Raw genomic sequence first — 23,046 nt, 5'->3', positions numbered from 1 at the left:
GGGCAAGTTAACACGCACAGCGACTGCGTGGGCACCCGATCGCCAGATCCGGATATAGAGTGCACCGGTCCGTCGGCTGTCGCCGCCAAGTATCACGGAGGATCGATGAGCGCCCGCCTCGCCCGGATCACCGTCTGCGGACCGCGACGCCGGATCGACCTCGCCCTGCCGGGCCACCTGCCGGTCGCCGAATTGCTGCCTGATCTGCTGCGGCACTGCGGTGACGGACTCGCCGACGACGGTGAGCAGCATGGTGGCTGGGTACTACGTCGCAGTGACGGCGACCCGGTCGCGGCCGGCCAGCCACTGCACCAACAGGGCATCCGCGACGGCGACCTGCTACATCTCGTACCGGGGCGGATGTACTGGCCGGAACCGGAGTACGACGACGTCGTCGAGGTGGTGGCCGACACCGTGCGCCGGCGGAGCGGCGACTGGTCGAGCTCGGCGACCCGCCGGTACGCGCTCGCCACCACGGGGGTCTGGCTCGCCGTGGGCCTGCTGGTGCTGCTGACCGCCGGGACACCACGGCTGGCGACGACGGCTCTGCTGACCAGTGCGGTCCTGGCGGTGGTGGCGGTGCTGGCCGCCCGGGCATGGCGGGACCCGGTGACCGGGGTCGTGCTCGGGTGCTGGTCGCTGCCGTACGCCTTCGCCGGTGGGGCGCTCAGTGTCAGCGACGCGGGACCGTCCGCCGCCGGACCCGGCTGGTTGTCTACGGCCGGGCTGTTGGCCGGGTCGGTGTCGCTCCTGCTGACGGCGTTTCTGGTCGCCGTCGGGGTTGCCGCGGGTCTGTCGATGTTCGCTGCGGCCGGCACGGTCGGCCTGCTGAGTGGAGTGGTCGCGGTGGCTGCCATGACGGTGACCGACGCGGCGGGGGCCGCCGCCGTCCTGCTGGCCATCGTGGTGTGCGGGATCGGGCTGCTGCCGCGTCTGGCGATCAGACTGGCGCCGGTGCCGGTGCCGGTCGCCACCTCGCCGGCCGCCGTATCGGCCGATCCGTCCCGGGTCACGTTCCATGTCGCGCGGGCCGAACGGTTGCTCACCGGCATGCTCGGCGGGTACGCCGTGCTCACCGCCGGGGCAGCTGCCGTGCTGGTGCTGGATCCGGGAATCGCCGACCAGGCGCTGGTGGGGGTGGCCGCGGTAGCCCTGCCCCTGCGCTCCCGGGCGTTCGCGGCCGCGCGGCACCAGTTGCCGTTGCGCCTCGCCGGGTTGGCGGCGGCGGTGCTGTTGGTCGCGGTCGGCCTGCCGGCCGGCGGGCTGCTGCCGCCGGCCGGCACGGGACCACCGGTGCTGGTTCCACTGCTCGGGCTGATCGCCCTGTCGACTGTGGCCGTGGGTGTCCGGCACGCCGCCCGGGCGCCGTCTCCCTACCTCGGCCGGGCCGCCGACCTGTTGGAGACCGGTGTGGTCGTCGCGACGATCCCGACGGCGTGCGCGGTGCTCGGGCTGTACCGGTGGGCGACCGGGCTGCTCGGCTGAGCCGGGGCTCGGTCGAGAGCTCGGTACCGTTTCAGCGCACGGTGGCTGGTCAGTGCGCTGTCTCGTCACGCTCCAGGGCGGCTTCCCGCCGGCGGAACGAGGCCCGGATCTCCGCTTCGGCTTCGATCCGGCCGACCCAGGTCGCGCCCTCGACCGACTTGCCGGGCTCGAGGTCCTTGTAGACGACGAAGAAGTGCTGGATCTCCAGCCGGTCGAACTCACCGAGGTGGTGGATGTCGCGCAGGTGCTCCTGCCGTGGATCCTCGTACGGCACGCAGAGTACCTTGTCGTCGGCGCCCTTCTCGTCCTTCATCCGGAACATGCCGATCGCCCGGCAGCGGATGAGGCATCCTGGGAAGGTGGGTTCCGGTACGAGCACCAACGCGTCCAGGGGATCGTCGTCCTGGCCGAGGGTGCCCTCGATGAAACCGTAGTCGGCAGGGTATTGCGTCGAAGTGAACAGAGTGCGGTCCAGCCGGATCCGGCCGGTTGAATGATCGACCTCATACTTGTTCCGGTGACCCTTGGGGATCTCAACCGTCACGTCGAAATCCATCTCACGCTCCCTCGTCGCCCGCGCTGGCTACGGAAATAGAGCGGACCACCGCTCGGGCGTTGCCCCGCCCGACCGTTGTGGCTGCCGCTCGTAGTGAACGCAAGTAGTGTCGCGTAGTCGGCTATACGAATGGGAGGTGGGGCCGGTGGGGAGGGAAGACTCACAGTCGGGTAGGACCGCTGGCCGGCCGGACCACACCAACCGTGGCACCGGGCCGTCGTATCAAAGTGACCGGTCGGTGGCTGATGGTGTGCCGGCGACTGGTGCCGCCGGGCCGGCGACAGGTCGTGCGGCTGTGCCGCCGTCCGCCGCTGTCGGGCCGCCCGGCGTGGCCAACCCGAACACCCACCGCGGCCGGGCGACGGTGCCGGTCCGGGGCGCCGCGCCACCGCCACCGCGGCCCACCCAACCGGCGCAGCCGCCCCACCCGGCCGGATCGCGACTGGCCGGATCGCCAGCGGACGGATCGCCACCGGCGGCGCCCCCGCGTCGCCGTCGCAAACTGCCGCTGGTGGTGGCCACGATCATCGGGGTGTTGCTGGTGGCGACCGGCGCCTCGGTCGCCGTGGTGCGTCCCGGTCCGGTGGCCGGTTGGCTCGGTGCCGCGCCGCCCCCGAGCCCCACCCCGACCCCGTCGGCCGAACCAACGCCGGGTCCGGTGCTGGCGGGCCTGGCCGTGGACACCCCGATGCCCACCGCGGCCGGACTGTCCGAGGCGCTGTCCGAGGTCCTGGCCGGCGCGTCGCTGGGCCCACGTACACATGTGGCGGTGCAGGACATGGTGACCGGGACGGTGCTGTTCAGCCAGAGCCCGTCGGCGATGACCATGCCGGCGTCGACCACCAAGCTGGTCACCGCCGCGACGGCGCTCGCTGCGGTGGGGCCGGCGCACCGGATCACCACCCGGGTGGTGGCGGGCTCGGAACCCGGCGAGGTGGTGCTGATCGGGGGCGGTGATCCGACTCTGACAGCCGGTGAATCCGGGTTCTACCCGGGTGCGGCGCGCCTCGACGAGCTGGCTGCCGCAACCCGCACCGCGCTGGGTGGCAGCACCCCGACCAGGATCATTCTCGACGTGTCGCTGTTCTCCGGTCCCGCGCTCGGGCCGGGCTGGGACGACGACATACCCACCGGCGGTTACGCGTCCGCCATCACCGCCCTGATGATCGACGGTGGCCGGTCCGACCCGGCGGCCGGCAGGGGCTGGGCGCAGCGGTCGGCGCAACCCGATCTCGCCGCCGGTCGGGCGTTCGCCCGGGCACTGGGCCTGCCGGCAGCCTCGGTCAGCACCGCGCCTGCCGGTTATGTCGAGCAGTTGGCGAGTGCGCCGCCGCAGTCGGAAGGTAGCGCCGGTCCGGCCGCAGCCGCGTCACCGGACTCGGTGCAGAACCCGGCGGCGGCCTCGGCGCGACCCGGGCCCTCGGCGTCGGCCGCGAGCCCGGATGCCGCGGTGCAGCCCGGCTCCGAACTCGCCCGGGTGGCCTCGCCACCGATGATCGGCCTGGTGGAGATGATGTTGGCGGACAGCGACAACGTGATCGCGGAGGCGATCGCACGGCAGGTCGCGATCGCACGTGGTGAACCGGCATCGTTCACCGGCGCGGCGGCGGCGATGGACGCTGTACTGCTGGAACTGGGGCTGCCGGCGGAGCAGAGCGATCTGTCCGACGGCAGCGGCCTGTCGCGCCGCAACCGGCTGACGCCGGCCCTGCTCACCGAGTTGCTGGTGCTGGCCGGCAGCGGCAGCCGTCCCGAGCTGACCGGTTTGTTCTCCGGACTGCCGGTGGCTGCCTGGTCCGGCACGCTGCAAGATCGCTACCAGAACACGTCTGATGCCCGCCGGGCCGGTGCCGGCATGGTCCGGGCGAAGACCGGTTCGTTGTCCGGGGTCAACGCCCTCGCCGGCACGGTGACCACCGCCGACGGCCGGCTCCTCGCATTCGCGGTGCTGGCCGATTCGGTCCCGCTGTACATCGACGCCGCGCAGGCCGCCCTGGACCGGATCGCGGCCACCCTGGCCCGGTGCGGTTGCCGCTGACAGGTCCGCAGCACCGGAGTCGACGGGCGCTGCGCGGGTACGGTGGGGTGCATGGCGCAGTTCGTGGACTGGGATCTGGCCGCCGCCACCGCTGGGGCGCTGAGCAAGTCGGGCCCGAAGGCCTCCCTGGAGGAGGCGACCGAGGTGGTCAACGACCTCCGGCGGCTCACCGACGAGGCGGCGGGCCACGTGATCACGTACACCGGTCTGCACGCGCAGGTCGCCCACCCGCCGGTGCGGGTCGTCGACCGGCGCGACTGGGCCGCGGCCAACATCGCCGGGCTGCGCGATGTGATCACGCCACTGGTCTCCCGGGCAGCCGGTGACCAGGCACCCGGGCCGCTCACCGACGCCATCGGCTCACGGGTGACCGGCGTGCAGGCCGGCACGGTGCTGGCTTACCTGTCCGGCCGGGTGCTCGGCCAGTACGAGGTCTTCTCCGGTGATCCCGGTCAGCTACTGCTGGTCGCTCCGAACATCGTCGAGGTGGAGCGGAAGCTGCACGCGGATCCGCGCGACTTCCGGCTCTGGGTGTGTCTGCACGAGGTGACCCACCGCACCCAGTTCACCGCCGTACCCTGGATGCGGGGCCATTTTCTCGGCCAGGTGCAGGCGTTCGTGGACGCCTCGCAGGCCGGCGGGGACCATCTCATGGACCGGATCCGGCGGGGGATCGGCACGTTGGCCGACTCGGTCCGGGATCCGCAGAGCCGGGCGAGCGTGCTGGACATCGTGCAGACCCCGGCACAGCGGGCGGTGCTCGACCGGCTGACCGCGCTGATGACCCTGCTCGAGGGGCACGCCGAGTTCGTCATGGACGGCGTCGGGCCAGCGGTCATCCCGACCGTCGAGCGGATCCGGGCCGGGTTCAACCGCCGCCGCGAAGCCGGCAACCCGTTGGAGAAGGCGGTTCGCCGGCTGCTCGGAGTGGACGTCAAGATGCGCCAGTACGCCGAGGGCCGCAAGTTCGTGCACGGCGTGGTGGAGCGGGTCGGCATGACCGGCTTCAACAAGGTCTTCGACTCTCCGCTGACCTTGCCGCGGCTGGCGGAGTTGGGCGATCCGGACGGGTGGGTGGCACGGGTGCACGGCCCGGTTTCCGGCTCATCCCCGACGGTTGCCTGAGCCGCGGGTGGCCAGGCTTGATCCGGCGGTCGCCGGGCTGCGTGTCGCGGTCCGGCAGGCGCTGCGCGGCTATTCCGGGCGACTCGTGCTGGTGGCCTGTTCCGGCGGGCCCGATTCACTCGCCCTGGCGGCCACGGTCAACTTCGTGGCCGCCCGGTGCGGGGTCGCCGCGGGTCTGGTCACGGTGGACCACGGCCTGCAAGCTGGCTCCGCCGACCAGGCGCGCCAGGTCGCGCGGTGGGCGGAAACCACTGGTCTCGCGCCGGTCGAGGTGGCGACCGTACGGGTGAGCGGTCCGGGCGGCCCGGAGGCCGCCGCGCGCCGGGCCCGCTACGACGCGCTGGTGCAGGCGGCACACCGGCATCGGGCCGGTGCCGTGCTGCTCGGGCACACCCGCGACGACCAGGCGGAGACCGTACTGCTGGCACTTGCCCGTGGCGCCGGCCCGGCCGGACTGTCCGGGATGCCGGCGGCCCGCGACCTGTCCGGTGTCACCCTGCTGCGCCCGCTGCTGGCGGTGAGCCGGGCACAGACCGGCGTCGCCTGCACCGCGTTGGGGCTGGCCCCGTGGTCCGACCCACACAACACCGATCCGGCCTACGCCCGGGCGCGGGTGCGCGCCGACGTACTCCCGGCGCTCGCCGACGCGCTCGGTGCCGGAGTGGTGGAGAACCTGGCCCGTACGGCGACCCTGCTGGCCGCCGACAACGCGGCGCTCGACAGACTCGCCGCGGCGGTGCTGGAACGCGCCCGGACCGGTGCCGGCGGCTTGGCGGTGCACATGCTCGCCGACCAACCGGAAGCGGTGCGAACCCGAGCGCTGCACCGCTGGGCGCGTGAACTCGGCGCGGCGGGCGGTGCGCTGTCACACCGGCATGTCGCCGCGCTCGACGCGTTGGTCACCCGCTGGCGGGGACAGCGGGCGGTGCATCTGCCAGGTGCCATCGAGGTGGGTCGCCGTGCCGACGAACTCGTGGTTCAGCCCACCGGCTCCGGCTCCGGCGACCGGTCGGCTGCGGCCCGTACCCCAGCCGCCGGGCCACCGCTGGCGGGGCCACCGCCGGACCACGCACCAGCGGCCCGGTCACGGAAGGTCGCGCGGTAGGCCTGCGGGGTGGCACCGACCCGCCGGCCGAAGTGGTGTCGCATGGTGGCGGCGTCGCCGAATCCGCACCGGCTCGCGACCGCTTCGACACCGAGTCCGGTCTCTTCCAGCAGTTGCCGGGCGAGTAGGACCCGCTGGCCGGTCAGCCAGTCGTGCGGGGTGGTGCCGGTCTCGGCCCGGAACCGCCGGGCGAAGGTCCGCGGTGCCATATGTGCCCGCGCGGCCAGTTCGTCGACGGTCACCGTGCTGTCCAGGTTGGTGAGCATCCAGGTCAGCAGCGGTTCCAGGGTGGCGGCGGTAGGGGTGTGCGGGATCGGCGCCTCGATGTACTGTGCCTGGCCGCCGTCGCGGTGTGGCGGCACCACCATCCGTCGGGCGAGCTTGGTGGCCAGCGCCGATCCGTGCACCTGGCGGACCAGGTGCAGGCAGGCGTCGATGCCGGCGGCGGTGCCGGCGCTGGTGAGCACGTTGCCGTCGGCGACGTAGAGCGAGTTGCACCGCACCCGGGCGAGCGGGTGCCGGCTGGCCAGTTGCTCGGCGTACTTCCAGTGGGTGGTGCACTCGCGGTTGTCGAGCAGTCCGGCGGCACCGAGCACGAAGGCTCCGGAGCAGACACTGAGGATCCATGCCCCCCGCCGGTGGGCGGCGCGTAGCGCGTCGAGCACGGCCGGCGGCACGCTTGGCCGGTTCGTCGCGGCCGGCACCGCGACCAGGTCGGCGTCGGCGGCCGGACCGAGGTCCGCGGTGGGTGTGAGGGCGAAGCCCGAGGTGCTGCGGACCGGGCCGCCGTCGACGGTGCAGACGTCGAAGCGGTAGCCGGGGAAGCCGTCGGCCGTGCGGTCCAGGCCGAACACCTCGCAGACCACGCCAAGTTCGAAGGCGGCGACTCCGTCGAGCGCGATCACGGCGACGGTACGGATCATGCGTCGAGACTACCGTAGCGGTGGCAGAAATTCGATGACCAGTGGCATACCTGCCACTGGTCATCGGTGTCGACCCCGGCGCAGACTTGATGGTGAACCCCGGTGCGCACCGGCGGCAAACCTACCGGCACCAGCGTGGAGGTGGCAGCCGCCATGGAAATTCTCGTCGTTCTAGTGATCTTCGTGTTGCTCACCGTCGCCTCGGCGGCGGGCCTGACCCGGGACAGCCGTGACTCGCTCGACTGGCAGCCCACCCAGGACGGCAGCCGGCAGCCCCGATGACGGCTGGCCAGCCGGATACGGCAGGCTTAGGGACATGGCTGACGGCTCCTCCTGGTACGACGCCGACATCGACCACGTGATCATCTCCGAGGAACAGATCCGCGAGAAGACCGCGGAACTCGCAAAGCAGGTGGCCGCCGACTACGCCGACACGCCGGACGGACTGCTGCTGGTCTGCGTACTCAAGGGCGCGGTCATGTTCATGGCCGACTTCGCCCGGGCACTCGGCCGGCACGGTCCGTCCGTCGAACTGGAGTTCATGGCCGTCTCCTCGTACGGCCAGGGCACCACCTCCTCCGGTGTGGTGCGCATCCTCAAGGACCTGGAGCGCGACATCGCCGGCCGGCACGTGGTCGTGGTCGAGGACATCATCGACTCCGGCCTGACCCTGTCCTGGCTGTTGAAGTACCTCGCCTCCCGGTCCGCGGCGAGCGTCGAGGTGGTCGCCCTGTTCCGCAAGCCGGAAGCGGTCAAGGTGCCGGTCCCGGTGCGCTACGTCGGGTTCGACATCCCGACCGAGTTCGTCGTCGGCTACGGCCTCGACTTCGCCGAGCGCTACCGCGAGCTGCCCTACGTCGGAGTGCTCAAACCCGAGGTGTACGCCCGCGCGTGAGCCGTCGTCGCTGCCGCCGCTGCCGCATGACGGGAACTCGGCGGGACGTACAGGCCACTTTCAGGAAACAGCGCTACGGTATCGGGTAGTGCGGACAGACAGCCGCACCGGCGTGCAGGTCCAGCGTCGGCGCACCGGGCCGACCGGCTCGCGGACGCGCGCCGCGCCACCACGGTGTACCTTCGAATGACCGTGGCGTGTGGTTGGCGCCTCGGAGTCGCTAGCCAGACGGTCAGAAGTCGATCAGGAGGGTCCGGGCGCCGCGGCGCCCGACAAACGTATGGAACGTACGCGTTTCTTCCGCCGGCCGGTGGTCTGGATCATCCTGGTGATCATCGGTGCGATAGCGCTCAGCTCCTTCTTCACCAACGGCCCCAGCTACCACAAGGTGGATACCTCGGTAGCCCTGGAGCGGCTGGAACAGGGCGGTATCGACAAGGCGATATTCCAGGACCGGGAGCAGACGCTCCGCCTCGACCTCGCCGAGCCGGAAGAGTTCGGCGACACCGAGACCGACCGTATCGAGGCCCAGTTCCCGTACGAGGTCGGTGGCGAGATCTGGACCGACGTGCTGGCCGCCAAGTCCGCCGGTCGGATCACCGGTCCCGCCGAGGCCGAGGTCTCCTCGGACAGCATCTTCCTGACCTTGCTGGTCAACCTGCTGCCCATCGCCATCCTGGTGATCCTGCTGCTGCTGTTCATGTCGCAGATGCAGGGCGGCGGTTCCCGGGTGCTCAACTTCGGCAAGTCCAAGGCCAAGGTCATCACCAAGGACACCCCGAAGACCACCTTCGCCGACGTGGCCGGCTCCGAGGAGGCGGTCGAGGAACTGCAGGAGATCAAGGACTTCCTGCAGAATCCGGCGAAGTACCAGGCGCTCGGCGCCAAGATCCCCAAGGGCGTGCTGCTGTTCGGCCCGCCCGGCACCGGCAAGACCCTGCTGGCCCGCGCGGTGGCCGGCGAGGCCGGGGTGCCGTTCTACTCGATCTCCGGCTCCGACTTCGTCGAGATGTTCGTCGGTGTCGGTGCCAGCCGGGTCCGTGACCTGTTCGAACAGGCCAAGGCGAACGCACCGGCGATCGTCTTCGTCGACGAGATCGACGCGGTCGGCCGTCACCGGGGCGCCGGCATGGGCGGCGGTCACGACGAACGGGAACAGACCCTCAACCAGCTGCTCGTCGAGATGGACGGGTTCGACACCAAGGGCGGCGTGATCCTGATCGCCGCCACCAACCGTCCCGACATCCTCGACCCGGCGTTGCTGCGTCCCGGCCGCTTCGACCGGCAGATCCCGGTCGACGCTCCCGACATGGAGGGCCGCAAGGCGATCCTGCGGGTGCACGCCCGTGGCAAGCCGTTCGCCCCCGACGTGGACCTGGACGCGGTGGCCCGGCGTACCCCCGGGTTCAGCGGTGCCGACCTGGCCAACGTCATCAACGAGGCGGCGCTGCTCACCGCCCGCCAGGACGCCCGCGCGATCACCAACGAGGCGTTGGAGGAGTCGATCGACCGGGTGGTCGCCGGCCCGCAGCGGCGGACCCGGGTGATGGGCGACAAGGAAAAGAAGATCACCGCCTACCACGAGGGCGGGCACGCCCTGGTCGCCTGGGCGCTGCCGCACGCCGCCCCGGTGCACAAGGTCACCATCCTGTCCCGGGGCCGCTCGCTGGGGCACACCCTGGTGCTGCCGACCGAGGACAAGTACACCCAGACCCGGGCCGAGATGATCGACACTCTGGCGTACGCCCTCGGTGGGCGCGCTGCCGAGGAACTGGTCTTCCACGAGCCGACCACCGGTGCCGGCAACGACATCGAGAAGGCCAGCGCGCTGGCCCGGGCCATGGTCACCCAGTACGGCATGAGCGCCAAGCTCGGTGCCGTCAAGTACGGCACCAACGGTGACGAGCCGTTCCTCGGCCGCACCATGGGCCACGAGCGGGACTACTCCGACTCGGTGGCGGCCGAGATCGACAGCGAGGTCCGTGCCCTGATCGAGCTCGCCCACGACGAGGCCTGGGAGATCCTGGTCGAGTACCGCGACGTGCTCGACACGATGGTGCTGGAGCTGATGGAGAAGGAAACCATCTCGCAGACCGACATGGCCCGAATCTGTGCCCGGGTGGTCAAGCGACCGCCGATGGCGCCGTTCAACGGGTTCGGCAAGCGGCAGCCGTCCACCGAGCCCCCGGTGCTCACCCCGGCCGAGAAGGAGGGCCTCAAGGTGCAGGCCGCCGCGGACGGTGCCCAGGCGGCCTTCGGCGGCGGTGGTGGCCTGTCGGCCAACTCGGACGGTACGTCCTGAACGGTCGTCAGTCCTCCGCCAGCGCGTCATCGACCGAGCCGGACGATGACGCGCTGGACTATCTCGCCGCCCGACTCGTCGACGGTCGGCTCAACGGCACGCCGATCGAGCGTTCCGTCGACCTCGGCCGCATCGAGCAGGCGGTCCGGGAGATCCTCATCGCGGTGGGGGAGGATCCGGACCGGGACGGCCTGCGCAAGACCCCGGCCCGGGTCGCCCGCGCCTACGCCGAGTTGCTCGCCGGTTTGCGTGCCGACCCCGGGCAGGTGCTCACCACCACCTTCGAAGCCAACCACGACGAGTTGGTGCTGGTTCGCGACATCGAGGTGATGTCGCTCTGCGAGCACCACCTGTTGCCGTTTCGCGGGGTCGCCCACATCGGTTACATCCCCGGCAGCACCGGCCGGATCACCGGCCTGTCCAAGCTGGCCCGGCTCGTCGAGGTCTACGCCCGGCGACTGCAGGTGCAGGAGCGGCTCACCGCCCAGATAGCCGATCTGCTGATGGATCGGCTGGAGCCGCGTGGCGTCGTGACCGTGTTGGAGTGCGAGCACATGTGCATGGCCATGCGCGGCATCCGGAAGGCCGGCGCGAAGACCATCACCTCGGCGGTACGCGGTGTGTTCCAGCGGGACGCGAAGTCCCGCGCCGAGGCGATGAGTCTGATCATCCGCAGTTCTGTGTGATCATCAGTGGCTCCTGGACCCGCTGACCTATGAGCGTCGATCAGCGGGTCACCCCGACCACCATGGCCAGTACGCAGCTGAGCAGCAGCGGGGCGGCGCAGGCCAGCGCGCCGACCAGCGGGGTGCGCTGCACCGCCTGCCCTGGTCCGGCGAAGACCACACCGACCGCCAGCCAACCCAACCCGAACGCGACCAGCGGCATCACCAGGCCACACCCGAGCACGTAGGCCAGCGGTGCCCGTTGCCCGGCGGCCACGAACAGCGCGACCTGGATGACCAGCGTGATCGCCGCGAACGGTCCGTACACCAGCAGGTTGCGTACGGCCGGTGCGCCGGTGGCCGGTGCCGTGCGGGCAAGGCTGGTCGCGGCGGTGTCGAGCGCGGACGCCACCTGGACGCGGACCGCCTGCCGCGCCCCGGCTCCGTCCGCCGCAAGGGTGGACCGACAGGCGGCTACCTCCGCCGGCAACGGTTCGAGTGCGGTCGCCGGCACGCCCAGCGCCAACAGTTGCTGCCGCTGCCGCGCCAGCCGGTGCCGCAACGCGGTGAGCTCGGTCTCGTCCTGGGCGAGGACCGGTTGATCCGGGTTGCCACGGCGTAACCGATCCAGCCGCCGCGCGGCCGCCGCGTAGTCCGCCCAGTCACCCGGACTTGCTGCCGGGGGCATGCTCATTGGTGCACCTCCCGCATGCCGTCGAGGTCAGCCTCGGTGTCGGGCACGGTAGCGGCGTCGGGCACGGTAGCGGTGCCGGCGCTCGGGCTGGAACTGGCGGCCGCGGTGGCGGTGGCCCGAAACGGGACGAAGACTGTCTGCCGATCGGTCTGCCCGTCGTACAGCAGGCCGCGTCCGGGCCGGGGACGCCACGAGGACAGCGCGCCGGGCCCAGCGGCGAGCCCGGTTGCCGGCAGGTCGAGCAGCACGATCCCGGCGATCAGCTCCGGGCTGGGGCCGAGGAAGGCCACGAACCGCTCCACCCGCCGCCAGCAGGCGAGCACATGGATACCGCGTCCCGGACCAGCGTCCAGCAGGTTACGCAGCCGCGTCGCGACCGGACCCGCCGGTTCGAGTTCGTCTGCCGCCGGGACGACCAGGTACGCGGGCCCGGCGCTGTCGCCGAGGGTGCGTACCACATCGGAATCGACGATGTCGACCGGCTGCCGGTCACCGACCCGGCCGGCGAGCCGCTCCAGAAGCTGCCGATCGGGCCCGGTGAGCGGGAGCAACAGGATCCGGGCGCTGCCGGGTGGATGCTGAGCCGCGACGCTGACCACCGCCGTGGCGAGCAGGTCCGGACCGGTCCGGTCGGTGCCGAAGATGGCCAGGTGCCGGCCGGGGCTCCGCTCGAAACGGAACTCGGCGGGGCGGGCCGGCAGGTCCACGGCCCGGCCGAGCAGACAGGCCGGCGGATCGGCCGGGTCGGCGAGCGCCCGTCGATGCGCCGGATCGGCGTCCAGATCCGGTCGTTCGTACCCGACGAAGAGCTGCGGTGCGACGGCGGGCGCCGGGCCGCGGGACCACAACTGCCGGCGTACGGCGGCGAGCTTGCCCGCCTCGACAGACGGGTCCGGGAATCTGACCGACCGCTCGTGACCACGGGTCGCCCCGCGTGGTCCGCCGAGCCCGCCGGCCGTGTTGATCACCGCGGTGCCCAACGGCAGGCCGGCGGCCGCGTCGTTGCTCGGCTCCAGTACCCAGTCGCCACCGGCCAACGCGACCCGGACCGGGAACTGGCTGAGCACCGACTCCCGCCACGGGCCGCCGACGAGACCCCGACCAGCGGTGCCTGCCTCCGCCCCGGAGTCGGCCAGCAGCAGGTGGATGCCGTGGGCACGACCGGCTCGGGCAACCTTCTCCAGCAGATCGAGACCCTCGGCGGCGACCGGCCCGGCAGGGTCGAGCAGTGCGGCCGGCTCCTTGATCACACAGACGATCCGGGGCATGCCAGTGGCGGTCGCGAGGTCGGCGAACTTGTTGGTCCCGGTGCGGTCGGCCTGCCAAGCCCGGCGTTCCGCCTGGACGGCGAGATGACGCAGCACGGCGACACCGTACTCCGGGTCGGCCTCGACCCCGACGGACACCAGCTGCGGTAGCCAGGACGGATCATGCGGGCCGGGCAGCACGGTGGTGAACGACGATCCGGCGGACAGGTCCACCAGGTGCACGGCCAGCTCTGCCGGCCGGTACCGCAGAGCCAGGCCGTACAGCACGTTGGTGACGAACTCGTCCAGGCCGGCACCGGGTCGCCCGGCCACGATCCAGTGCGGGGTGATCTCGTTGAACCGCAGCAGCACCGGCGTCTGATCATCGAAACCCGCACCGGTGACCAGGCCGTCCGCCGCCGGCTCGGCGCTCGGTCCGGACCAGTGGTCGACGGCCGGATCGGGCAGCAGCTCAGCCAGCGACGGCCGGGCACCCGGGTCGGCCTGGGCCGTGAGTTCGGCGCAGACCTGCTCGACCAGGTGGCCCGGTGGGTCGTCGTCCAGGTAGACCGGTGAGTTCAGCCCACCGGCCGGGCCCCTCGCACCGGCCGGGCCCCTCGCACCGGCCGAGTCACTGTTCCGTACCGGACCAGCCCCGCCGGCCAACGGATCCCGGAACGATTCCCCGGGTGGGTCACCGACCAGCACGTACGGGTTACGTAGTCGGATGGTGGTGCTGCGCGGCAGGTCGGCCCGGGCAAGCTCCGGGTCGACCGGCGGCGGCGGCCACCCGGCGACCACCAGATGCAGCCCGTGTTCCGGGCCTACCTGCGCCAGCCGGTCGAGCCGGTCGAGATCGGCACCGTCGGTCAGCTCGGGCAGCGAGGCCACCACCAGCAGCAGCAGCCGACCGTGCCGACGGTGCCGGGCCACCGCCGGCCGGGCCGGACGCAGCCACTGCTCGGCCTCGGCCAGCGCGGCACGCAAGCCGGCCCGATCGGTCGCCGTCGGACGGAGCAGGCCCGCCTCGACCAGCGGTCGGAACGGGGCGAACACCCCGGCCCGGCTGGTGCTGATGCCGTCCACCGTGCGTACCGTCAACTGCCGTTGCGGCACGGCGGCGAGCAGGCGGAGCAGCACGGCCCGGAGTAGCCCGGCGACCCGACGGTCGCGGGCGTCGCCGTCGACGGCGAGGTGGGCACTGCCCAGGAACGGGACCACAACCGGAAACCGGGCGTCGTCCAGCGGCTGGGCGACGCCGATACGCAGGTGTCCACCGCGGTCCACGCCGCCCAACGGCATCGCGGGTGTCTGCACGTCCAGCGGGGCGCCGAGCCAGCCCGGGGCCAGCCGCGCGGCCAGCACACGCAGTTCCTCGGCGATCTCGTGTTGGGCGGTGCCAGCCGGGCCGGCACCGATCTGGCCGGCACCGGGCGCGGTGGTGCCCGGCTTCGGTCCGTCGAGCGCAGCCAGGGCGGCGGCTGCGGACCGGTGCAGCACGGTCGCCCGGTCCAGCTCCGCGTTCATGTCGACCATCCTCGCCGCACGTGCCGTGAGGGCCGGCCCGCCCCGGGTGCCTCGTCCGTCAGACCTGAGACGGTATCCCAGTGCCCGCTCCGTCGGTGCCACGCAACCGTTGTTTCACGATTGATCATTACTCATCGGGCCGATTCGCCGGATATATGACCAATGAGGACTCGACTCGGCTATTCAGTCTCATGTTGCGGCCGGATACTGTCGAGAAGTGGAGCAGACCCGACCGGCCATCCCCGTACGCCGGTTGCGGGTGCCCCGGCAGCGGGGCGCCCCCGGCTCCGCCACGCCGCCGGTCGTCCCGCCCGGACGCCGGTTGCGGCTCGCGCTCGTCCTGATCACCGGCACTCTCGCACTGCTCTGCCTCGGCGGTGCCGGAGTCGTCTTCGTCCTCTACGCCAATGTCACCGCCCCCGACCGCGGTACGCCCGGCACGGCCGTGCGCAACTACCTGATCGCCTCGCTGGACGACCGGGACGATGTCAGGGCCGCGGCGTACACCTGTGCGGAGCCGGACCTGTCGGCGATCCAGGAGGTGCGCGAACGCATCGTCGCGTACGAGGAACGCAACAACACGGTGGTCGTCGTGCGAATCCACGCGGTCGAGGTGCAATCCGAGTCGCCGGCGGCCGCCGTGGTCACCGCGACCGTGCGCCAGACCGCGACGACCGGCAGCGGGATGTTCGAGATCGCCGATCAGTGGCGCTTCCAGACGGTCGATCAGGGCGGTTGGCGGGTCTGTTCCGCCGAGCAACTCGACTGACAGCGCGCCTGGGCGACTATTCCACCCATACCAGGTGCACCGGTAGCTCGGTCGTCTCCGGCAGGTGCCCGGTCCAGACCCAGCGGTACCAGGCCAACTCGGGTGCCGCCCGGACCGCGATGTCGCCGTCCGCCCCGGTGTGCAACTCGGTGACCGCCCGCAGATCACGGCGCTCCTGGCCGCCGTCCATGTGCACCAGGCGGCGGCCGGTCAACGGCCCCGCGTCGACCACCGGGACCGGGAACCGCGCCGCTGGCGCGTCCAACGAGACCAGCCGGGACAGTACGTCGGTGCGCGCCGGCGCGGCCAGCGTGTCGTCCGGACGTTCCACCCAGACCCGGTCGGCCGGCACCAGCGGGGCGAAGACCTCGACCTGCTCCGCTTCCGCCCGGTACCACTCCTGTTCCGGCAACACCGGGATGTAGGTACGACTGCCCTGCACGACCTTCTCGTCGCAGCGCAGATCGCCACGCCACCCGATACCGGTCAGCCCGATAAGCACCCGCCGACCGCGGAGCTCCCGCTCGGTGGTCGCCGGCGTGGGCACCAGCGGCCGGGGCGGCCGGGGTGCCCAGTCCGGTTGATCGGCGAAGGGATCCGGCATCGGCTCTCGGCTCATCGACACCCCCGCTCCGGTCCAGCTAGCCGCGCTCACCCAGCGGCGCCCCGCGATCGCGCATGAAGGCCACCGGATCGACGGCACCACGGCTGCTGCGGTCGCCCCGCAGATGCACCTCGTAGTGCAGGTGCGGTCCGGAGGAGTTGCCGCTGGAACCCACCTTGCCGATCACCTGCCCGGCGTCCACCAGGTCGCCTTCGCCGACGTCCGGCCGACTCACCATGTGACAGTATCTCGTGATCACCTGGTCGGCGTGCAGGATGTCGACGAACCAGCCGCAGCCGCCGGTGCTCGGCGATCCGTCCACGTTGCAGTTGAGCCGGCCGTTGTGGTCCGGGTCGCACCGGGAGACGATCACCCGGCCGGCGGCGGCCGAGCGGATCAGCGTGCCCTTCGGCTGGGCGATGTCGACGCCGTTGTGGCCGGGGCGACTGCTGGTGCGAAAGCCCGAGCCGACATTGCCGGGCACCGGTCGGGTCCAACCCGAGGCGGCGATCTCGGCGCCGGCGGCGCAGCGCAGTCCGTCCGCCCCGAGGACCGCCCGGGCCGCCCCACCGGTGAGCGCGTTGACGATCTGCGTGGCCAGCGGTTCGTGCTTGGCGTACGCGTCCGGGAAGGCGCTGACCTGGACCCGCTGCGCGGTGTCGGTCAGCGTCATGGTTTCCCAGCCGTCGACGGTGAGCATCTTCTGGTAGAACTTGCGCGACGAGTACGCCGGATCCTGCAACTGCTCCGGAGTGCCCCAGCCCTGGCTCGGGCGCTGCTGAAACAGCCCGACCGAGTCGTGGTCGTTGCGCTCGCCGAGATGCGGCAGGTTCCGCAGAGCCGACTCCTGCATCGCGGTGGCCACCGCGACCACCCAGCCGCGCGGCGGTACCGACATGTCGACACCCACGTTGATGATCACCGCGGCGTTCGCGATCTGGTCGGGACCGTACGGGCCGATCGACGGCATCCCGTCGGACAGGTCGACGGGACCGTCCTGTCCGCAGCCGAAGGAGGTGAACAGCACGCTGTCCGAGTCGTCGTCGCTGAACAGCACCGCACCGATGCCGCCGGTGCAGCACAGCAGCACCAGGGTCGCGGTCAACGCGAGGGTGAGGGCGAGATGCCGGGCCGCGCGGGTACGGACGCTGGTGTCCGTGCCGGCGCTCATCCGCGTTCCCAGTCGACGCCGTCGACCAGCCAACGACCGTCCGGGCCGGTGAGCCGCAGTCGTAGCTTGCCCGAGTCCACCTCGATCACCACCTCGACCAGGTTCGTCGCGTACGGAATCAGCTCAGGATCGCCGGTGATCCGCTCGGCCGGCACGTCGAGCGGGTCGACGCCGTCGAGTTTGGCGGCGAGTTCCTCGGTGGCGTACGGCACCAGGCCCGCGTGCCACTGCCCGGCGCTGAGTCGACGCTGGATCCAGGCGCCGGCGAACGCCTGGGCGACCGCCTGCGGATCGTCACCGCCGGCACTGACGACCGGGTCCGGCGGCGGCGCCACCGACTGGATGCCGTCGTCACCGGCGGTGGGGTCGATGGTGAGCGCGGGCTGCGGCCCGGGATCGCCCAGCGGTGCCCGGGCGGACGGGCCGGACACGCCGACCACCCGGCCGACCCCGACCACGCTCACCACGACCACGAGCAGCAGCGCGGCGAGCCCGATCCGGGACCGGAAGACGAGGCGGGCCGCTGCCGCGACGACGGAGAAAAGTGTGCGCATCCGTCGTCACCGGGCTTCGCTGCGGATCCGGGGCTTCGGCGGCGCGCTGGGTTCCCGTGCGCTGTCGGGTCGGTAGACCGCGTACCGCTGCTCCTCGGCCGGCACGTCCGGTGGCGTCCACTCCGGGCTGTGACGTGGCCGCGCCCGGGGCTGGGTGGACGCGGGCTCCGGTGCCGGTTCCGGCGCCGACTCGCGTCCGTCCGGTCGCTCCCGTGCCGGCTTCGCCGTGCTGTCGGACCCGCCGGCCGGCTTGTCGTGGCTCGGATCCTCCAGCCGGGCCTCCGGCCGTACGGTCTGCCGGGTGGTCGACTTGTCCTGGCTGTCCTTTGACTTGACCACCACGGTCTGTTCCGGTTCGCGGGTCTCCCGCGTCTCCCGGAAGTAGCGCAGATGCCAGGAACTGCCGCCGCCACGGTCCGCGTCCCGGCCGCCGAGGTCGGTGATCCGCCGGTACGGGCGCAGCAACAGCCAGCCGACCATCCCGCAGAGCCAGATCAACACCACCTGCAGCCACCCGGGCAGGGTCGGCGTACTCATGATCAGGTCGACGGCGAAGAGGTAGACCGCGGCACCGGTGCCGAAGATCGCGATGTTGAACACCGCCGCCACCACCGCGTTGCCCAGCCGCCGCATGCCGGCCCCGGCCGGGCGCAGCAGGCCGATGGTACCGAGGATCGGGGCGGCCACCACGGCCCACCGGAACAGCAGGAACCCGAGCAGGACGAGCACGGACGCGGCCAGGTCGAACATGGCGAACATGACCGCCGCGAAGATCGCGATCAGTCCGGTGCCCACCCGGTCCATCTCCCGGATGCCCTGCAGATGCTCGTAGGCCTCCGGATCCTCGGTGCGGATCTGCTCGGCGACCCGCATCCACTGCTGGTTCTTCTGGTTGATGATGATGTCCCGCGCCTGTGGATCGGTCCGGATCTCCTCGATCTCCGACCAGGTGAAGGCCTGGGCGTTGTAGAGGGCGAAACCGTACTTCTCGGCGGTCGGGCTGTCCGCCGAGCCGAGCACCCCGCGTAGCCAGTTGCGGTAGAGCATCGCCGAGGTGGTCGTGTCGCTGGCGCGCACCGCCGGCGGGCGAAGGTCGGCGCAGCGCTCGGGGTCCGGATCGAGGCACTCGTCGGCGGGGATCTCGACGGCCCGTGGTCCGACCGCCTCGTGCACCACGCCGAGGGTGCTGATCAGCGCGCCGTCGGCGAGGTTGGCCGACCGGACCGGCCAGGCGGCGATCGCGGTCACCACCACCATGATCAGGATCGCCCAGCCGGCCGTCGTGATCATGTTGCTCATGTCGGACTGACGCGACCGCCAGATCAGGTAGAGGCCGACCACACACAGGGTGATCAACCCGAAGACGGTGAAGACCTTCTCGTAGATGGCGGTGGTGGCCTGCTCGACCAGCGGGTCGGCCCAGGCGTACATGGTGCCCGGATCCCAGGCCCGCTCCCGGATCGCGTTCGACGCGCCGATGATCGCGGTGGCCACCATCATCTCGAAGTTCGCGACCCCGGTGAACGCTCCGACGTCGACGTTCGTCACCCCGGACGCGCAGCCGCCGTCGAGGTCGTAGGTCGGGAACCGGTAGCCCGCGTACCCGTAGTTGGTGTAGAAGCCACTGACACCCTCGGCCTGTTGCGGCTGGGTGGCGAACCAGCCGCCGAAGCCGGAGTCGGGTGCGCTGGGCGCGGGCGGGTCCAGGCACTGCGCCCGCGCCGAGCTGACGTCCTGCAACTTGTCCAGACAACCCCGCAGGTCGGCCTGCCACTCCTCCACCGAACAGAGGTCCGCCGGTGCCTGAGCGGGCAGCGGACCCACCGGGGCGGCGTAAGCCGGCGCGGCGGCGCCAAGGGCCGGCCAGGAGATGCTCGCCACGGCGGCGATCAGGACGGCGATCAGGAGTGCGGTGCACCGGGTCGCGGCCCTCACCATGTCACACCTCCAGGTCACGGAGCGCCGACGGCGGACCCGCCGGTGCCGCCTGCGGCGTCCCCGGTGTGGTGTCCAGGTGGTCGAGCAGCCCTTCGACGTACGAGACGTCCACCCGTACCTTCTGCACCCGACCGTCGACGTCGCGCATGACGAACTCGCGGAAGCCGAGCCGGTGCGCCGAGGAACTGTCGACCGCGGACAACGAGGCGAGGGTGGCTTCGTAGCCGTCGTCGACCGGTACGCGCAGCAACCGCAGCGCCTCCGCGGCGATTTCCTCGTCCTCGGCGATACGGCCGACGAAGACGGTGGAGACCAGGTTCTGCACGTCCAGCCCGAGGATGTCCTTCGGGTTCTGCGAGGAGACCAGCGCGGCGAGGTTCCACTTACGGGAGTCGCGGGCCAGCCGGACCAGGAACGAGCGCCCGGAACGCCAGCCCTCCATGAAGTGTGCCTCGTCCAGGCCGACCAGCTTGCGCGACGACATCGAGCCGCCGTAGCAGCGCCGGACCGCGAGCCGGTGTGCGGTGTGCAGCATCGGTAGCGCGAGGGCCTCCTCGGCGGACCAGTATTCGCGCTCGATCTTCAGGTCGGGCAGCCGCAGCCCGGCCATGGTGATCACGGTGAGAGCGGCGTCCGCGCCGAGCAGCCCCGGTGTCGGGGAACCGAAGAACAGCAGCGCCAACGGCATCTCGGCGGTGTCCAGCAGCAGGTTGGCCAGCTCGCGGCCGTCTTCGTCGACGCCGTTGAGGCAGGCCACGACGTCGTCCAGGGTCGAGGTCTCCTCGGCCGGCACCTGCCGTACCGCGTGACGTAGCAGCGTCGCGGTCGACGATTCGCGGGCCACCTGCGGCGGCACCAGCATCATGCAGATGTCCTGGACCAGCATCCGGCGCTCGGCACGGGCGTTGGAGACGGCGATCTCGTACTCCCGGTCGCCGGCCGTACCGACGGCGAACTCGCCGCGCACCGGTGTCGGGATCAGCGAGTACGGCGCGAGCGTGCCCTGCTCGGAACCGGTCAGGTTGAGCACCCGTGAGTACGGTCGTAGCTCCGGCATCGCGCACAGCCGGGCCAGCGGGCCGGACGGGTCGAGCAGGGTCACCTGGACCCCGCGTCGGGCCGCCAGGTATCCCAGCGCGCCGAGCAGCGTCGACTTGCCGCCGCCCGGTTCGGCGACGAACACCGCCAGCCCGGAGCGTTCCCGGACCTCCATCGGAAAGTGCAGGTCCAGGAAGACCGGCCGGCGACAGGTGCCGGCGGTACGTCCGATCAGGTCGCCGCGCCGGTCGCCGACCGTCGACGCCGCCTGGGGCACGGCGGCGGCCAGCAGCTTGACCGGCATCCGCCGGATGTATCCGGTGTTGGCCACCGGCTCGCCGGGGATGAACTCCCGGGCCAACCAGTCCTGGTTCTTCGGATGCTGCAGGGAGATGCGCATCTCCCGGGAGTAGAGCTGGATCAGCCGCCGGGCCCGTTCCAGGCACTCCTCCCGGGTCCGTCCGCCGACCGCGACCCGGTGCCAGCCGTGTGCCCGAGCGGATTCCACCGGCAGTCCGGTGGTCATCTCGTCGCCGATGTGCAACGCCCGTTTGGCGAGCCGTTCCAGTTCCGGCGGTGCGTCGATGCCGTGCTCGGCGTAGTCGAGCTGCTGGGAGCGGATCATCCGCAGCCGGTGCTCCAGGTTGCGGAACGAGTCGGCCGGGCCGAGCAGGTCCACCCGGGAGCTGATCTCCATCGGCCAGGGCAGCCGCTCGTGGAAGTGCATCCACGGCTCGTGCCGCTCCGGAATCTCCAGCGGTTCCATCCGGCCCACCGCGAGCACGGCCACGTGCCGCTCCTCGCCGCTCATCCGGTTGACCAGCTTCAACGTCGAGCCGTACGGGGTGCGGTAGCGCTCGATCTGTTCGGTGAGCGCCAGCAGGTCACCACGGTCCCAGTTGCCGTCGCGCACCGGCGAGAGCATCGTCGGTGGCGCCATGCACAACGCCACCGAGCGGTAGAGCAGCCACTCCAGTTCGCCGGCGGTGACCCGCCGGCCCCGCATTCCGAACGCCCCGAGCACCTCGTCGAACTGGTCGACCATCCGGCTGAGCCGGCGGCGTTCGCTTTCCGCCACCCCGCGGCCGAACACCCGCAACACCCGCTCGGTCAGCGAGTCGCCGAGGGACCGGCGGGCGAAGGTGATGCCCAGGTAGGTCTGGCCTTCCGCGTGGTTGACCGACATCAGGTGCCGCTGGGCGGCGACCAGGTGATCGGACCAGGAGGTGCCGCCGGCGACGGTCGGCAGCGGGTCGCTGGTGAGCGAATCGATGGTGCGGGCCCACTCGTCGGCCGGGAACGGCCGGGTGGTGCGGCGTAGGTGGAGACGGAACCCGGCCAGGCCGGCGTACTGCTCGGAGATGGCCGACAGCAGAACCTCGCGTTCGGCGTCCGGGCGGAACGCCCAGCGGACCTCGGGCAACCAGTACCAGGCGGTGACGGTGTTCGGAGTGAAGGTCAGGTGGCCGGCGATCTCGGTGATGGCGAGTTCGGCGGCGGGGTCACGATCGGTGAACTTGACCTTCGGCGGCTTGATCGGTACCGGCTTGATCGGCTTGTCCCGCCGGGTCGCCTCCGCCCTGTCCCGCGAGGCCGGCTCCAGTCCGTTGCGGCGAGCCGGCTCCGCTCTGTCGCGGCGCGCCGGCTCCGCTCCCGCGGTGGCGGTCCGCCGTCGTCCTCGCGGCGAGGGCTGCCACTGGGAGGTACCGCCCTGGGGCGGATCGACCGGAACAGGCCCGTCGGCCGGTGGCGTCCCGGTGACCGGCCGCTGGCCGGCAGCTGAATCCGGAACCGGCTCGGACCCGGCCGGTGGCAAGGATGGCGTCGGCTGGGTTGGCGCGGGCTGGTAGGGCGCGGGCTGGTAGGGCGCTGTGGGTCGGGATGGCGGTGCCGGCTGACGGGGTGGCGGTGCCGACGCGCGCGGCGGTGCCGGTCGGTATGCCGGCGGCGGCTCCGGCTGCTCGTGTGCCGTGGGCTGCTCGTGTGCCGTGGGCTGAGCCGGCGTCGGTCGTTCAGGCCGGGTCGTCGCTCGGGGCGCGGCTGCCGGTGGCTCGATCGCGGGTGCGGCTGCCGGTGGTGGGATCGCGGGCCGGGCCGGGGGCGGAATTGCGTGCCGTGGTTCGCGGGTGCCGCTCCCGCCCCGCGGTGAGGCCGGATTCGTTCCGGCGAACAGGTCGAGAAAGGGGGAATCGATGTCGGTGTGATCGCTCACGTCGCCCCGGGGCGCCGGCACCGGCGTCGCCGGTGGAACGGGTGGTTTACGCGGGCCGCGGGCTGCCGCCGGAGACTGGAAGACCGCCACGGCGCCGTGGCTCGGGCTGGTGACCAGTTCGGTCTCGGGCGGCCTGCCGTCGAGGTCGGAAGCATGGTAGTCGCTTGATTGCTTACCGTTACTGCCGTTGTCAGCCTG

At 71.7% G+C, this 23,046-nt stretch carries 17 protein-coding genes and 1 pseudogene; 9 read left to right on the top strand and 9 right to left on the bottom strand.

From position 1 onward, the window contains the following. Window positions 1-105 precede the first annotated feature (105 nt). A complete protein-coding gene (gene eccD / locus ACN27F_RS15650; protein ID WP_421434265.1) occupies window positions 106-1,485 on the top strand; it encodes a type VII secretion integral membrane protein EccD in 1,380 nt (459 codons plus the stop codon). A 49-nt stretch (window positions 1,486-1,534) separates the two neighbouring features. Here eccD and ACN27F_RS15645 read toward each other — a convergent pair whose 3' ends face one another. Continuing rightward, window positions 1,535-2,041, bottom strand: coding sequence for an inorganic diphosphatase (locus ACN27F_RS15645; protein WP_421434264.1), 507 nt, complete (start codon window positions 2,039-2,041; stop codon window positions 1,535-1,537). Window positions 2,042-2,483: 442 nt separating this feature from the next. Here ACN27F_RS15645 and dacB point away from each other — a divergent pair, with 442 nt between their 5' ends. The 3 genes and pseudogenes from dacB to tilS form a co-directional block, all read left to right on the top strand. After that, window positions 2,484-4,079 (top strand): D-alanyl-D-alanine carboxypeptidase/D-alanyl-D-alanine endopeptidase, encoded by a 1,596-nt coding sequence (gene dacB, locus ACN27F_RS15640; RefSeq protein ID WP_421440233.1) that lies wholly within the window; start codon window positions 2,484-2,486, stop codon window positions 4,077-4,079. Between the two features lie 51 nt (window positions 4,080-4,130). Next, entirely contained in the window at window positions 4,131-5,204 is a 1,074-nt protein-coding gene (locus ACN27F_RS15635) for a zinc-dependent metalloprotease (RefSeq protein ID WP_421434263.1), read from the top strand. A 7-nt stretch (window positions 5,205-5,211) separates the two neighbouring features. Further along, window positions 5,212-6,183 (top strand): annotated as a pseudogene (tilS, locus tag ACN27F_RS15630) (tRNA lysidine(34) synthetase TilS); the annotation flags it as partial. On the opposite strand, the gene ACN27F_RS15625 reads toward tilS, so the two are convergent. Further along, window positions 6,183-7,232: a GlxA family transcriptional regulator gene (locus ACN27F_RS15625; protein WP_421434262.1), complete on the bottom strand. Its 1,050-nt coding sequence runs from the start codon at window positions 7,230-7,232 to the stop codon at window positions 6,183-6,185. The pseudogene tilS and the gene ACN27F_RS15625 sit on opposite strands and share 1 nt — an antisense overlap. Before the next feature lie 102 nt (window positions 7,233-7,334). Here ACN27F_RS15625 and ACN27F_RS15620 point away from each other — a divergent pair, with 102 nt between their 5' ends. From ACN27F_RS15620 to folE, 4 genes are all read left to right on the top strand, one after another. Beyond that, window positions 7,335-7,514, top strand: a complete 180-nt coding sequence (locus tag ACN27F_RS15620; RefSeq protein ID WP_421434261.1) for a hypothetical protein — start codon at window positions 7,335-7,337, stop codon at window positions 7,512-7,514. A gap of 34 nt (window positions 7,515-7,548) precedes the next feature. Then, on the top strand, window positions 7,549-8,127 hold the full coding sequence (gene hpt, locus ACN27F_RS15615; protein WP_421434260.1) for a hypoxanthine phosphoribosyltransferase: 579 nt from the start codon (window positions 7,549-7,551) through the stop codon (window positions 8,125-8,127). Between the two features lie 280 nt (window positions 8,128-8,407). Then, the gene (ftsH, locus tag ACN27F_RS15610; RefSeq protein WP_421434259.1) at window positions 8,408-10,429 is read left to right on the top strand and encodes an ATP-dependent zinc metalloprotease FtsH; all 2,022 of its coding nucleotides are present in this window, start codon (window positions 8,408-8,410) and stop codon (window positions 10,427-10,429) included. A 53-nt stretch (window positions 10,430-10,482) separates the two neighbouring features. Then, entirely contained in the window at window positions 10,483-11,115 is a 633-nt protein-coding gene (gene folE / locus ACN27F_RS15605) for a GTP cyclohydrolase I FolE (protein WP_421440231.1), read from the top strand. Window positions 11,116-11,155: 40 nt separating this feature from the next. Here folE and ACN27F_RS15600 read toward each other — a convergent pair whose 3' ends face one another. Together ACN27F_RS15600 and ACN27F_RS15595 are read right to left on the bottom strand one after the other, a co-directional pair. Then, window positions 11,156-11,788, bottom strand: a complete 633-nt coding sequence (locus ACN27F_RS15600; RefSeq protein ID WP_421434258.1) for a hypothetical protein — start codon at window positions 11,786-11,788, stop codon at window positions 11,156-11,158. Then, the gene (locus ACN27F_RS15595; protein WP_421434257.1) at window positions 11,785-14,562 is read right to left on the bottom strand and encodes an FtsK/SpoIIIE domain-containing protein; all 2,778 of its coding nucleotides are present in this window, start codon (window positions 14,560-14,562) and stop codon (window positions 11,785-11,787) included. Before ACN27F_RS15595 ends, ACN27F_RS15600 begins: the two co-directional genes overlap by 4 nt. 217 nt (window positions 14,563-14,779) lie before the next feature. On the opposite strand from ACN27F_RS15595, the gene ACN27F_RS15590 reads away from it, so the two are divergent. Further along, a complete protein-coding gene (locus tag ACN27F_RS15590; protein ID WP_421434256.1) occupies window positions 14,780-15,331 on the top strand; it encodes a hypothetical protein in 552 nt (183 codons plus the stop codon). Window positions 15,332-15,347: 16 nt separating this feature from the next. On the opposite strand, the gene ACN27F_RS15585 is transcribed toward ACN27F_RS15590, so the two are convergent. The 5 genes from ACN27F_RS15585 to ACN27F_RS15565 are packed head-to-tail and all read right to left on the bottom strand — an operon-like array spanning window position 15,348 to window position 22,869. Continuing rightward, on the bottom strand, window positions 15,348-15,950 hold the full coding sequence (locus ACN27F_RS15585; protein WP_421434255.1) for a hypothetical protein: 603 nt from the start codon (window positions 15,948-15,950) through the stop codon (window positions 15,348-15,350). Window positions 15,951-15,972: 22 nt separating this feature from the next. Then, window positions 15,973-17,106 (bottom strand): M23 family metallopeptidase, encoded by a 1,134-nt coding sequence (locus ACN27F_RS15580; protein WP_421434254.1) that lies wholly within the window; start codon window positions 17,104-17,106, stop codon window positions 15,973-15,975. Beyond that, window positions 17,103-17,660, bottom strand: coding sequence for a hypothetical protein (locus tag ACN27F_RS15575; RefSeq protein WP_421434253.1), 558 nt, complete (start codon window positions 17,658-17,660; stop codon window positions 17,103-17,105). Before ACN27F_RS15575 ends, ACN27F_RS15580 begins: the two co-directional genes overlap by 4 nt. A gap of 6 nt (window positions 17,661-17,666) precedes the next feature. Beyond that, on the bottom strand, window positions 17,667-19,598 hold the full coding sequence (locus ACN27F_RS15570; RefSeq protein WP_421434252.1) for an MFS transporter: 1,932 nt from the start codon (window positions 19,596-19,598) through the stop codon (window positions 17,667-17,669). A 1-nt stretch (window position 19,599) separates the two neighbouring features. Then, entirely contained in the window at window positions 19,600-22,869 is a 3,270-nt protein-coding gene (locus ACN27F_RS15565) for an ATP-binding protein (protein WP_421440229.1), read from the bottom strand. Window positions 22,870-23,046 lie beyond the last annotated feature (177 nt).

Source organism: Solwaraspora sp. WMMB335, assembly GCF_049179075.1.
In the GTDB taxonomy this organism is placed as follows: Bacteria; Actinomycetota; Actinomycetes; order Mycobacteriales; family Micromonosporaceae; genus Micromonospora_E.
The sequence above is the reverse complement of the archived record's forward strand: the minus strand, read 5'-3'. Positions and strand labels throughout refer to the sequence as shown.